Raw genomic sequence first — 12,372 nt, forward strand, 5'->3', positions numbered from 1 at the left:
GAACATGACACTCAGGCGCTGTGTAGATAAAAAACGGGTTTCTGAACTGATATGCGAGTAACCGGAATTGACGGTACTCCGGCCACTTCAGGGACGAAACGTACCCAACTGCTCCGCCAACTCGACCGGATCCGTCGTAGGCCGCGCGCAGACGAAATGTCGACACACATACGCCGTCGGAAGGTCGTGCACGAGTGTGCGCTCGGCCAGGAGGGGGAACTCCCCGCCGCTGCCGTCCGCCGCGAGCGGCAGGCCGGTCGCCACGACCGCCCCGGGAGCCGTCCCCAGCAACGCCGTCCGGTGCAGCGCCGCCCGCGCCGGATCGTCCGGGTGCCCGACGACCGCCACCTCGCGCGGCCCGTCCAGCAGGGCCTCGGCCACCGAAAGCCCGTGCCCGATGAAGCGCGGGGCGCGCGGCCCGAGGGCGTGCACCACCCCGAGCGCCCGCTCGGCCGCCGTGCGGTGGGCCTGCGAGCCGGTGTGCGCGGCGTACGAGAGCAGGGCTCCGGCGGCCGCGGTCCAGCCGGACGGCGCGGCCGTGTCGGTGGGGTCCTGCGGCCGGCGGATCAGCTTCTCCGCGTCGTGCGCGGTGTCGTACAGCGAGCCGTCCTCGGCGGTGAACCGGTCCAGCACCAGGTCGACGAGGAATCCGGCGAACTCCAGCCAGACCCCCTCCCCGGTGACCGACGCCAGCGCGAGGAACCCTTCGGCCACGTCGCCGTAGTCCTCCAGCACGCCCGCGTTCGCACCCGCGTGACCGTCCTTGCTGGTCCGCGCCAGCCGGGCCCGGCCGTCCATGTGCACGCGCACCAGCAGGTCGGCCGCCTCGGTGGCCCGCTCGATCAGGTCCGGCCGCTCGAAGAACGCCCCGCACTCGGCGAGGGCGGCGATCGCGAGCCCGTTCCACGCGGCCACGACCTTGTCGTCCCGCCCGGGCGCGGGCCGCGTCTGGCGCGCCGCGAACAGCCGTGCCCGGATCGACGCGATCCGCTCGGCGTCGGCCCCCGGACCGTCCTGCGGCAGCTGCAGTACGGACTTCCCGTGCTCGAAGGTGCCCTCCTCGGTCACCGCGAAGTACCCGGCGGCCAGCTCCCCGTCGTCCTCCCCGAGTACCTCGCGCAGCTCGGCGGGGGTCCAGGCGTAGTACGCCCCTTCCACGTGCCTGCCGCTGGCCGGGTCCTCGCTGTCGGCGTCGAGCGCGGAGGCGTATCCGCCCTGGTCCGTGCGCAGCTCCCGGACCATGAAGTCGGCGGTCTCCAGCGCGACGCGGCGCGCGAGGCCGGAGCCGGTGGCCCGCCACAGGTGGGCGTAGACGCGGCAGAGCAGCGCGTTGTCGTACAGCATCTTCTCGAAGTGCGGCACGACCCACTCCCGGTCCACGGAGTACCGGGCGAACCCGCCGCCGAGCTGGTCGTAGATCCCGCCCCGGGCCATGGCCTCGCACGTGTCGGCGGCCATCTGCAGCGCCCCCTCGGACCCGGTCCGGGCATGGTGGCGCAGCAGGAACTCCAGCACCATGGACGGCGGGAACTTCGGAGCCCCGCCGAATCCGCCGCGCGTGGCGTCGTACTCCCGCGTCAGCGCGAGCAGCGCCTGCGCGAGCTCCTCGGGGCCGGGCGTGCCGGCCTTCCCGTAGTCCAACTGCCGCCCGGCCAGCTCCCGTACGATCCGCTGCGCCACCTCGGCGACCTCCTCGGGCCGCCCCACCCACGCGGTCCGCACGCCTTCGAGGACCTGCATGAAGGAGGGCATCCCGTGCCGCGGCTCGGGCGGGAAGTACGTCCCGAAGTAGAACGGCTCGGCGTCCGGCGTCATGAAGACCGTCATCGGCCAGCCGCCCTGCCCGGTGGCGGCCTGCACGGCCTCCATGTAGACGGCGTCGACGTCGGGGCGCTCCTCCCGGTCCACCTTGATGTTGACGAAGTGCTCGTTCATGTAGGCGGCGGCCAGCTCGTCCTCGAAGGACTCGTGCGCCATGACGTGACACCAGTGGCAGCTGCTGTACCCGACGCTGAGCATGACGGGCACGCCCCGCTCCCGCGCCTCGGCGAACGCCTCCGGCGACCACGGCCACCAGTCCACGGGGTTGTCGGCGTGCTGGAGCAGATACGGCGAGGTCTCGTTCGCGAGGCGGTTCGGCATGGGGACATCCTGCCGCAAGAGAGCAGATCAGCGCCGAAGGAGCGGGGCCAGGTCGCCGGTCCAGGTGTCGCGGGTGCGGGCCCAGGCAGCGGCGGTGCAGCCGGCGCGGGACGGGGTCACAAGGTCGGGGTGGCGGGCGGGGGCCGCGCCGAGGACCGCGCAGCGGTGGGACTCCGCGCGGACGGCGTCCGCGGCGTGCTCGTCAGCCGGGTCGGGAGCAGGGTCGTCGGCGGCGGACAGGTCGTAGGCCCGGGCCGCGGTCAGCAGGGCCTGCTCGCCGTCGGGCAGGCCGCCGCGCAGGAGCATCAGCTGGGCGAAGCGGTCGGCGGCGTCCTCTTCGGCGCGGTCGTCGCCGGGCCGCAGGTCCAGTGCGTCCACCAGGGCGTGGCCGGCCTCGTGGTACAGCGTCTCCCGGACCACCTCGGCGAGCCGTTCCTCCGGCCGGGGTTCCCCCGCCCGCTCGAACAGGGCGCGCTCTTCGGTCAGGTCGTCGTAGCAGAGCTCGATGCGGCGCCGCGCCGGGTCGTAGCCGCTGCCCTCGCCGGAGCAGGAGCGGGCGACGACGGTGACGCGGTGCGGGATGTCGACGTAGCCGTTGAGGTCGGCGAGGGCGGACTCGACCGTCCTCCAGGCCTTCAGGGTGCGCGAGTTGTGCTCGTCGCTCGCCACGGGCTGCTCATAGTGCAGCACGAAACCCCGGCCTGGGGCCTTGGCCTCGCATCCGGCGGCCCCGCACACGAGCAGCGCCCCCGCCGCGCATCCGGCAAGGACCGCGGCCGCTCGCCTCACGGCGGTCACGCGCGGGTCTTTCGTACCGTCACCGGGTCTCCCGTCCAAGCCGGCGAGGGAGGGCTTCCGCACGGGCGCGGAACGCCAACTCCCTCTGAACTAGCTCAGATTCTCTCGCGCTCGCGGGCGTCCCGGCGGACACTTGGGGCACGTTGCCGGAGCTCTCCGAGGGGATGCCGATGCGGGACAGCCATCGCAGTGAGGCCGAGCGGCTGTTGGAGCGGGCCGTGGACGAGGAGGTCCGGCGGGCGGCGGCGGGGGCGCCGGTGGACGGGGCGGCGCTGCTGGCCCGGGCCCGGGAGGCGCTGGACGCGCTCGCCGTGAGCGCGGCTCCGGAGTACGAGGCGTACGTACGGGCCCTGGACGAGGCGGCGGCCGGCGAGCAGTCGCTCGGCGAGGCCTTCAAGCAGGGCAGCACCTCAACCGCCCTGCTGGTCACGGCGGTTGCGGCTGCGGCGGCCGTCGGGGCGGACCTGGCGCTCGGGGTCGCGGCCGGAACGGCACTGGCGGCGGGGGCGGTCACGGGCGTCGCGGGGGCGGTCGCGACCGTGGCGAGGGTGACGGCCCTGCACCTGCCGGCGGCGAACCGGCGGGCCGGGGAACGCGGCCGTCCGGGCGGGCCCGAGCAGCTGAAGCTGCAGTGGCTGTCGGCCCTGGAGGTGCGCGGCGTACGGCCCTTCCTGGAGCAGCAGCGCGCGGTGACCGCGGCGGCCCGCGCGCCCCGTACGGCACCCCGGGCCGCCCCGCAGCTGCGCGGCACCGACCGCAGTGCGGAGGCGCGGCGGCGCAACGCGCTGGAGCAGTCCTTCGGGCAGCTTCCGCAGCCGGCCGGGCCGTTCGCGGGCCGCAAGGCGGAGCTGACGCGGATCGCCCAGTGGGTGCAGGCGGCCCGCGCCAGCACGGAGACCCGCCCGGTCGTGGTGGTGCTGCACGGGGAGCCGGGGGTGGGCCGGACGGCTCTGGCGCTGCGGGCGGCGCACGGGCTGCGGGACCAGTTCCGCGGCGCGTGCGTGGTGGACCTGCGGGGCGGCGGCCCGCCGCGGGGCGGGGCCCCGCTGTCCACGCGGGAGGCGCTGCTGCACCTGCTGAACCGGCTGGGCGCACCGCGCGAGCAGCTGCTGTTCCGGGACGGGGCTTCGGCGGAGCAGCAGGTGCGGCGGCTGGGCGAGCTGTACCACCAGCACCTCCAAGGCCTGCCGGTGACGGTGGTCCTCGACGACGCGGTGGACGCGGCGCAGGTGCGGACGCTGGTGCCGGAGCGGTCGGAGAGCCTGGTGCTGGTGACCGCGCGGGAGCCGCTGGAGCTGCCCGCGGACCTGGCGGCCTGGGTGCATCAGCTGCCGGTGGAGCCGCTGTCCGACGCGGACGCCGGGGAGCTGGTACGGGCGGCCGCCCCGGCCGGGGACGCGGACGCGGCCGCCGTGGTGGAGCGCAGCGGCGGGCTGCCGCTGGCGCTGCGGATGCTGACGCCGCTGGCCCGCGAGGGCCTGGTGCCCGGGGCCGGGCCGGGCCACCCGGTGGAGCGGGCGCTGCGGGCCGCCGTTGCCCGCCTGGACGGGCCGGCCCGGCTGCTGCTGCGGCGGCTGCCGCTGGCCGGGCGGGCCTCGCTCGGCGGTGCGGCCGCCGGCGCGCTGGCCGACGTACCCGAGCAGGCGGCGCTGCGGGCGCTGGAGGAGCTGTACGAGGCGGGGCTGATCGAGCGGGTGCGGGGCCAGCGGTTCCGGATGCACGACGCGGTGCGCGCGTACGCGGCGGAGCGGCTGGAGGCGGAGGAGGACCGGGCGCAGGCGGCGGCCGCGCACGAGCGGCTGATCCGCGTGTACGCGGAGCTGGCGGACTCGGTGATCCGGATGGTCGACGGGAAGATGTCGACGCGCGCCCACACCCTGGGCAGGGGCCCGGTCGGCGTGCACGGTTTCACCTCGCTGGACGCGGCCCTGCGCTGGCTGGACGACGAGTCGAGCTTCATCACGGCGGCGCTGCGGCACTCGGAGGGCGTGGACCAGCAGGCGGTACTGGACCTGCTGGGCGCGCTGTGCGACTTCTGCCTGCTGCGCGGGGACCTGTACCGGCTCGGTGAGATCAACGAGCTGACGCAGGCGGTCGAGGCCGGCCGGCAGGGGGACGGGCAGGGGCGGCTGGGGCGGTCGGTGCAGTGGCGCACCGGTATCGCGGCGCGGCAGCTGGGCGAGCTGGACAAGGCCCGCACGACGCTGACCTCGGTGGTGGACCAGTACAAGGAGGCCCGGCAGGAGGCGGGGGCGGGCATGGCCCTGATCTCGCTGGGCATCACCCTGCACCACCAGGGCAGCCTGCCGGAGGCCGCGGCCCGCATCCGGGAGGCGCTGGTGCTCCAGGAGCCGCCGGAGCTGGCGGGCGACCGCGCGTGGGGCCTGCACGCGCTGGCGGCCGTGGAGCGGGACCGGGCGCACTTGGCGGAGGCGATGGCGCTGCTGGAGCGGTCCCTGGAGCTGCACCGGGAGAGCGAGAGCGTGCACGGTGAGGCGTGGGCGCACTTCCAGCTGGGCCAGGTGTTCCTGCGGCTGGGGGACGTGAAGCGGGCGGAGGCGGAGCTGCGGCTGGCCCTGGACCTGTACGGGCGCACGCGCGACGACCGCGGTGAGGCGTGGGCGCTGACCCAGCTGGGCCGGGCCCGGGTCGTGGACGGGGATCCCGGGCCGGCCCTGGAGCGGCTGCGCGAGGCGCTGGTCCGGCACCGGGAGGCGGAGGACGCCCGCGGGGAGGCGTGGACGCTGTACTACCTCGGGCAGGCGCTGGAGGAGGGCGGCGAGCGCGATCAGGCGGTGCGGGAGCTGGAGCGGGCCCGGACGATGTTCTCGCGGATGCGCGACGTGTACGGGCTGGCGCACGCACGGCACCATTCGGGCCGGGTGACGCGCGACCAGCGGGCGGCGCAGACGGGGAACCTGAAGAACTCCGGCTTCGCGCGGCAGCTGCTGGTGGACGCGCGGGCGGACTTCCGGCGGATCGGGCTGGCGCACGGCGAGGCGTGGACCTGCCTGGAGCTGGCGGTGGTGGACGCGGGCAACGCCAAGTTGTCGCAGGCGCTGGGCCTGTGCGAGGAGGCGGTGCGGCTGTTCATCTCGTACGGGGACCGGCGCGGGGAGGACTGGGCGCGGTTCCTGCGGTGCACGATGCTGCCGCACGCCGACTTCGCGGCCGTCGCCGGGCCGGCGGCGGCGGAGGAGGCGCGGGCCGAGCTGGACCGGCTGGCCGGGTCTCCGCATCCGGCGCGCGACGGGCGGCTGGAGGACTGCCTGGAGACGTACGCGGTGGTCCTGGGCCGCGGCGTGGACCCGGCGGAGGACTGGCAGGCGTGGCGGCTCGGCCTGGTGCCGAACCTCCACTCGCGGGAGATCATGGGCGTCCCGCTGGCGTGACGACGCCGGCCGCACGCGGGCGCGGTTCGGGGGTGCTCCCCGGTGGCGCCGCGCGCGGCGGTGCGCCGCCCCGCCGGGTGTCCGGCGGGGCGGTGCGGCGGTGCGGCCGGTGCGGCTCTCGGCGCGGGGCCGGGGCGCCGGGGCGCCGGGGCGGGGCCCTACGGGGCCCGGGAGGCTTCCGCGTTCGCGGGGCCCGGCTCCGGGGCCTCCTGGAAGTCCACCCGTCCCATGTGCCGGTTCATCGACTTCATCAGGGCCCACACGCCGAGGGCGAGGGCCGCGAACACGAGGAACCCCAGGATGCCGGGGGTCACCTTGTTCTTGTCGAAGGTGTCACCCGCCAGCGGGAGGAGCTGGGTCAGTGCTGCCTGCGTAGCGCTCATAGCTACGCATTCTCCCGGATGCCCGCGAAGAGGTCGGACTCGGGGAGGGAAGTGTCGACGAGCGACTTCGCGAGCTCGTACTCCTCCGTGGGCCAGACCTCCTTCTGGATGTCCATGGGGACGCGGAACCAGCCGCCGTCCGGGTCGATCTGCGTGGCGTGGGCGACGAGCGCCTTGTCACGGATCTCGAAGAACTCCGCGCAGGGCACGTGGGTGGTCAGGGTCCGCTCGGTCCGCTCGAACTCCTTCCACCGCTCCAGCCACTCCCCGTACGGGGATTCCATGCCGCGCGAGAGCAGCGCCTCGTGCAGGGCGATGGTGCGCGGCTTGTTGAAGCCCTGGTTGTAGTAGAGCTTCTGCGGCTGGTAGGCGGGGCCGAACTCGGCCTCCGGGTACTTCTCGGTGTCGGCCGCTCCGTCGAAGGCCACCATCGAGATCTTGTGCGTCATGATGTGGTCGGGGTGCGGGTAGCCACCGTTCTCGTCGTACGTGGTGACGACCTGCGGCCGGAAGGCCCGGATCTTCTTCACCAGGCGGCCGGCCGCCTCGTCGACGTCCTCCAGCGCGAAGCAGCCCTCGGGCAGCGGGGGCAGCGGGTCGCCCTCGGGCAGCCCGGAGTCGACGTAGCCGAGCCACTCCTGCTGGACCCCGAGGATCTCGCGCGCCTCGTCCATTTCCTTGCGGCGTACCTCGTGGATGTTCTCCTCGATGTACTTGTCGCCCTGGAGCTTGGGGTTCAGCACGGAGCCGCGCTCGCCTCCGGTGCAGGTCACGACCAGAACCGGCACCCCCTCGGACACGTACTTGGCCATGGTGGCCGCGCCCTTGCTCGACTCGTCGTCGGGGTGGGCGTGGACGGCCATCAGTCGAAGCTGCTCGGTCAAGACGGGATCCTCTGCAATTCGGCGTGACAGTCGGCTTCTATATTGACTCCTCCTTCAGCAATCGGATGACGCGGGGGATTCCTGGCCCCGCACGCGAAGTGGGGCGGTTTCTTCCCGGCCCGGCGGCCGTGACATGCTCGAGTGACCAGGTGGCCGGGCGCGAAGGAGAAGGCCTCGGCCCGCACGGAGAGGAACGATCGATGAGCGCGGTGCGCGAAGGGCTGCCCGAGGGTCGTTACGGCCGGTCGGCGGACGAGCGTGCGGACCGCAAGCTCAAGATCGTCGGCTCCGTGCTGGGGGCCCTGCTGCTGGGTGTGGTCGGGTGGATCGGCTGGGACTACGTCGCGGGGCAGAGCGTCAGCGCCGAGGTGATCAAGTTCCAGGTGGTGTCCGACAACGAGGTGCAGGTGCACCTGGAGGTCCGCAAGGAGTCCTCGGTCACCGGGGTCTGCACGCTCAGTTCCCAGGACAAGCAGCACGCCGAGGTGGGCCGGGCGGACTTCACGTTCGCGCAGGCCGAGACGCGCGTGGACGAGGTCGTCTCGCTGAAGACCACCAGCCGCGCCACAATGATCGAGCTGGTGGGCTGCCAGCCGGCGCCCCGCTGAGCGCACGGTCCGGGACACGGAGAACGGGCAAACGGACTCGCGGGTCCTCCCCCTTTTCTTCCCGAATTGTTAGGCTCGTGGTTTCGTCCGCCGCTGGCGGCCTTGTAGTCCCCTGTACCGACGAGGAGCACCCGTGACCCAGACGAGCGAAAGCGTCACCTGGCTGACCCAGGCGGCGTACGACCAGCTGAAGGCAGAGCTGGACTACCTCTCTGGTCCCGCCCGCACGGAGATCGCCACGAAGATCGCAGCCGCCCGCGAGGAGGGCGACCTGCGGGAGAACGGCGGTTACCACGCGGCCAAGGAAGAGCAGGGCAAGCAGGAGCTCCGCGTTCGCCAGCTGACGCAGCTCCTGGAAAATGCCAAGGTCGGGACCGCGCCCGCGTCCGACGGCGTGGTGGCGCCCGGCACGCTGGTCAAGATCGCCTTCGATGGCGACGAGGACGACACCATGGAGTTCCTGCTGGCCTCGCGCGAGTACGCGTCCTCGGACTTCGAGACGTACTCGCCGCAGTCCCCGCTGGGCAGCGGTGTGATGGGCAAGGCGATCGGCGAGGACGCCGAGTACGAGCTGCCGAACGGCAAGAAGGCCTCCGTCAAGATCCTCGACGTCAAGCCCTTCACCGGCTGATCACCCCCCTCTGTTCACACGCCGATGCCCGGCCGGATCCTCCCGGCCGGGCATCGGTGCGTACGGGGCCGCGTACCGGCCTACGCGGTCGCCGAGCGGTACTTGCGGACCGCCAGGGTCCGGAAGACCACGATGATCAGCAGCGACCAGAGCACGGACGCCGGCACCGGGTGCTGCATCGGCCAGGCCGCCGGGGCCTCGTAACCCGGCGGGAGGTTGCCGAAGAGCTCGCGGGCCGCCTGGACGGTGGCGCTGAAGGGGTTCCACTCCGCGATGTGCCGCAGGAAGGTCGGCATGTTGTCGGAGGGGACGAAGGCGTTCGAGATGAACGTCAGCGGGAAGAGCCAGATCAGCCCGCCCGAGGTGGCCGCCTCCGGGGTGCGCACGGACAGGCCGATCAGGGCGCCGATCCAGGAGAAGGCGTACCCGAGCAGGAGCAGCAGCGCGAAGCCGGCGAGCACCTCGCCGATGTTCGTGTGGGTGCGCCAGCCGACGATCAGGGCCACGATCGCGAGGACCACGATGGTCAGCGCGGTCTGGACGAGGTCGGCGAGGGTGCGGCCGGTCAGGACCGCGCCGCGGGCCATGGGCAGGGAGCGGAAGCGGTCGATGAGGCCCTTGTGCATGTCGTCCGCGATGCCGGCGCCCGCGCCGGCGGTGGCGAAGGTGACGGTCTGCGCGAAGATGCCGGCCATCAGGAACTCGCGGTACGCGGCGGGCGACGTGTTGCCGCCGACGCTGATGGAGCCGCCGAAGACGTAGCTGAAGAGCACGACGAACATGACCGGCTGGATCACACCGAAGATGATCATCTCGGGGATCCGGGACATGCGGATCAGGTTGCGCTTGGCCATCACCAGGGAGTCGTTGACGCCCTGGACGAGGCCGCCGCGCGGGCGGGGCGCCGCGAGGTTCCGGATCGGGGCGGAGCCCGGGGAGCCGGGGGATCCCGGGGTCGGGGAGGTGAGGGTCACTTGGCCTTCTCCTTCCGTGCCGCCTTGCGGCCCTTGGCGTCGGCGGCGGGCGCGCCGTCGCCGTTCTCCTCGGCGGCCCGTTCGGCCGCGTGCCCGGTCAGGGAGATGAACACGTCGTCGAGGGTCGGGCGGCGCAGCCCGATGTCGTCGATCTCGATGCCCCGGGCGTCCAGCTCGCGGATGACCTCGGCGAGCAGCTTGGCGCCGCCCGACACGGGCACGGTCAGCTTGCGGGTGTGCTCCTCGACGGTGGTCCCGCCCTTGCCGAACGCGGCGAGCACCTCGCTCGCGCCGGCCATGTGGTCGCGCTCGTGGACGACGACCTCCACGCGCTCGCCGCCCGTACGGGCCTTGAGCTGGTCGGAGGTGCCGCGGGCGATGACCTTGCCGTGGTCGACCACGCAGATGTCGTGCGCGAGGTGGTCGGCCTCCTCCAGGTACTGGGTGGTCAGCAGCAGGGTGGTGCCGCCGGCGACCAGTTCCTGGATGATGCCCCACAGCTGCTGGCGGTTGCGGGGGTCGAGTCCGGTGGTCGGTTCGTCCATGAACATCACGGGCGGGCTCACGACGAGGGCGGCCGCGAGGTCCAGGCGCCTGCGCATGCCGCCGGAGTAGGTCTTGGCGATGCGGTCGGCGGCGTCGGAGAGGTTGAAGCGCTCGAGGAGTTCGTCGGCCCGGGCCTTCGCGGCCTTGGCCTTCATCTGGTAGAGCTGTCCGACCATCTGGAGGTTCTCGCGGCCGGTGAGGTACTCGTCGACGGCGGCGAACTGGCCGGACAGGCCTATGGCGCGGCGGACCTCGTTGGGATGGGTGAGGACGTCTATGCCGGCGACGACGGCCTTGCCGCTGTCGGGGCGGAGCAGGGTGGTCAGAACGCGTACGGTCGTGGTCTTGCCCGCGCCGTTGGGGCCGAGCAGACCCAGGACGGTGCCCTCGGGGACATCGAGGTCCACGCCGTCCAGTGCCCGTACGTCGCCGAAGGTCTTGACCAGGCCTTCGGCATAGATCGCGCCTGGCATATGGATTCTCCCAGTGTGAATCGGGCCAGCTGAAATCCGGTCATTCTCCGCAAGCCTAGGGGCGCCGGACGTCCCTCGCCCGGCCCAGCGGGGAAACACGGCTCCGCCTCCCCGCCACCCGGCGCACGTTATCGCGTTATCGCGTTATATCGTTATATCGTGAGTAGCCATAGTGCAGCGCTAGCTCATCACCGTGTACCCCGCGCTGTGCAGCGAGCGCGCGACCTCGGCGCAGTGCTCCGGGCCCTTCGTCTCCAGGTGCAGCTCCACCTCCACCTCCGTGAGCCCGAGCCGCGGGTCGGTCCGCACGTGGCTCACGTCCAATACGTTCGCATCGACCACTGACAGCACCCCCAGGAGCCCGGCCAGGGCCCCCGGCCGGTCCGCCACGCGCAGCCGCAGCGACAGGTACCGGCCCGCCGCCGCCATGCCGTGGCGCAGGATCCGCTGGAGCAGCAGCGGATCGACGTTCCCGCCCGACAGGACGGCCACCACCGGTCCCCCGCCGTACCGTTCGGGCTCGCTCAGCAGCGCGGCGACCGTGCTGCACCCGGCCGGCTCGACCACCAGCTTGGCCCGCTCCAGGCACAGCAGCAGGGCGCTGGAGAGCGCGTCCTCGGACACCGTGCGCACGTCGTCGAGGAGCTCGCCGATGATTTTGAAGGGCACGTCGCCGGGGCGGCCCACCTTGATGCCGTCCGCCATGGTGTTCGGGTTGTCGATCGACACCGGGTGCCCGACCTTCAGCGAGGGCGGGTACGCGGCCGCGCCCGCCGCCTGCACGCCGATCACCTTCACGTCGGGGCGCAGCGCCTTCACGGCGACCGCGACACCGGCCGCCAGACCGCCGCCGCCGATGCCGACGAGGATCGTCCGCACCTCGGGGCACTGCTCGAGGATCTCCAGGCCCACCGTGCCCTGGCCCGCGATGATGTCGCGGTGGTCGAAGGGGTGGATGAACACCGCGCCGGTGCGGTCCGCGTACTCCTGGGCGGCGGCCAGGGTCTCGTCGACGACGTGCCCGTGCATGCGCACCTCGGCGCCGTACTCCTGGGTCGCGGCGACCTTGGGCAGCGGCGCGCCGACGGGCATGAAGACCGTGGACCGGACCCCGAGCAGGGAGGAGGCCAGGGCCACGCCCTGGGCGTGGTTGCCGGCGCTGGCCGCCACGACGCCCGCGGCCCGCTGCTCGGGCCGCAGGCCGGCGATGCGCACGTACGCCCCGCGCAGCTTGAAGGAGCCGGTGCGCTGGAGGTTCTCGCACTTGAGGTGGACCGGGGAGCCGGTGAGCGAGGAGAGGTGCCGGCTGCCCTCCATCGCGGTCACCCGGGAAACGCCGGAGAGCATCTTCTGAGCCCCCCGGACGTCGTCGAGGATGACCTGCGGGACGGGCTCGGGCACGCGGTAGTTCATGCCGCCAGTCTCGCAGCCCGCGGGCGGGCGGGCGCAGCGCGGCGGAGGGGGCGCGGGCTGGGGCGCGCGCCGGGTGCGGGAGCGCCGGGCGAGGGCGCGGCGGCGGGTTCGGGAGCGGTGCGCGAGGG

General features: G+C 73.2%; 10 protein-coding genes. 3 read left to right on the plus strand and 7 right to left on the minus strand.

Going from position 1 to position 12,372, the window contains the following annotated elements; translation table 11 throughout:
- Positions 1 to 87: 87 nt before the first annotated feature.
- Together ACZ6I1_RS17420 and ACZ6I1_RS17425 are read right to left on the minus strand one after the other, a co-directional pair.
- Positions 88 to 2,142: a thioredoxin domain-containing protein gene (locus ACZ6I1_RS17420; protein WP_469288013.1), complete on the minus strand. Its 2,055-nt coding sequence runs from the start codon at positions 2,140 to 2,142 to the stop codon at positions 88 to 90.
- 27 nt (positions 2,143 to 2,169) lie between these two features.
- Positions 2,170 to 2,940, minus strand: coding sequence for a DUF4344 domain-containing metallopeptidase (locus ACZ6I1_RS17425; RefSeq protein ID WP_469288015.1), 771 nt, complete (start codon positions 2,938 to 2,940; stop codon positions 2,170 to 2,172).
- A gap of 170 nt (positions 2,941 to 3,110) precedes the next feature.
- Here ACZ6I1_RS17425 and ACZ6I1_RS17430 point away from each other — a divergent pair, with 170 nt between their 5' ends.
- Positions 3,111 to 6,332, plus strand: coding sequence for a tetratricopeptide repeat protein (locus ACZ6I1_RS17430; protein WP_469288017.1), 3,222 nt, complete (start codon positions 3,111 to 3,113; stop codon positions 6,330 to 6,332).
- Between the two features lie 158 nt (positions 6,333 to 6,490).
- Here the strand turns inward: ACZ6I1_RS17430 and ACZ6I1_RS17435 are convergent, their stop codons facing one another.
- Together ACZ6I1_RS17435 and mca are read right to left on the minus strand one after the other, a co-directional pair.
- Positions 6,491 to 6,715, minus strand: a complete 225-nt coding sequence (locus ACZ6I1_RS17435; protein WP_469288019.1) for a hypothetical protein — start codon at positions 6,713 to 6,715, stop codon at positions 6,491 to 6,493.
- 2 nt (positions 6,716 to 6,717) lie between these two features.
- Entirely contained in the window at positions 6,718 to 7,599 is an 882-nt protein-coding gene (gene mca / locus ACZ6I1_RS17440) for a mycothiol conjugate amidase Mca (RefSeq protein WP_469288021.1), read from the minus strand.
- 200 nt (positions 7,600 to 7,799) lie between these two features.
- Between mca and ACZ6I1_RS17445 the strand changes: the two genes are divergently transcribed.
- Both ACZ6I1_RS17445 and greA read left to right on the plus strand, forming a co-directional pair.
- On the plus strand, positions 7,800 to 8,207 hold the full coding sequence (locus ACZ6I1_RS17445) for a DUF4307 domain-containing protein (protein WP_469288023.1): 408 nt from the start codon (positions 7,800 to 7,802) through the stop codon (positions 8,205 to 8,207).
- A 133-nt stretch (positions 8,208 to 8,340) separates the two neighbouring features.
- Positions 8,341 to 8,838 carry a transcription elongation factor GreA gene (gene greA, locus ACZ6I1_RS17450; protein ID WP_030765152.1) on the plus strand — a complete coding sequence of 166 codons (498 nt, stop codon included), beginning with the start codon at positions 8,341 to 8,343 and terminating at the stop codon, positions 8,836 to 8,838.
- A gap of 80 nt (positions 8,839 to 8,918) precedes the next feature.
- Here the strand turns inward: greA and ACZ6I1_RS17455 are convergent, their stop codons facing one another.
- The 3 genes from ACZ6I1_RS17455 to ilvA form a co-directional block, all read right to left on the minus strand.
- Positions 8,919 to 9,758, minus strand: coding sequence for an ABC transporter permease (locus ACZ6I1_RS17455; protein WP_469288289.1), 840 nt, complete (start codon positions 9,756 to 9,758; stop codon positions 8,919 to 8,921).
- Positions 9,759 to 9,808: 50 nt separating this feature from the next.
- Positions 9,809 to 10,831, minus strand: a complete 1,023-nt coding sequence (locus ACZ6I1_RS17460; protein WP_469288026.1) for an ATP-binding cassette domain-containing protein — start codon at positions 10,829 to 10,831, stop codon at positions 9,809 to 9,811.
- 180 nt (positions 10,832 to 11,011) lie between these two features.
- Positions 11,012 to 12,244, minus strand: a complete 1,233-nt coding sequence (gene ilvA, locus ACZ6I1_RS17465) for a threonine ammonia-lyase (RefSeq protein WP_469288028.1) — start codon at positions 12,242 to 12,244, stop codon at positions 11,012 to 11,014.
- Between the last annotated feature and the right edge of the window lie 128 nt (positions 12,245 to 12,372).

Source organism: Streptomyces sp. NPDC046303 (assembly GCF_055588085.1).

Coding starts and splice junctions, on each gene's coding strand:
- ACZ6I1_RS17430 (WP_469288017.1), top strand. CDS start 3,111: ATGCGGGACAGCCATCGCAGTGAGGCCGAGCGGCTGTTGGAGCGGGCC.
- ACZ6I1_RS17435 (WP_469288019.1), bottom strand. CDS start 6,715: ATGAGCGCTACGCAGGCAGCACTGACCCAGCTCCTCCCGCTGGCGGGT.
- ACZ6I1_RS17420 (WP_469288013.1), bottom strand. CDS start 2,142: ATGCCGAACCGCCTCGCGAACGAGACCTCGCCGTATCTGCTCCAGCAC.
- ACZ6I1_RS17445 (WP_469288023.1), top strand. CDS start 7,800: ATGAGCGCGGTGCGCGAAGGGCTGCCCGAGGGTCGTTACGGCCGGTCG.
- ACZ6I1_RS17460 (WP_469288026.1), bottom strand. CDS start 10,831: ATGCCAGGCGCGATCTATGCCGAAGGCCTGGTCAAGACCTTCGGCGAC.
- ilvA (WP_469288028.1), bottom strand. CDS start 12,244: ATGAACTACCGCGTGCCCGAGCCCGTCCCGCAGGTCATCCTCGACGAC.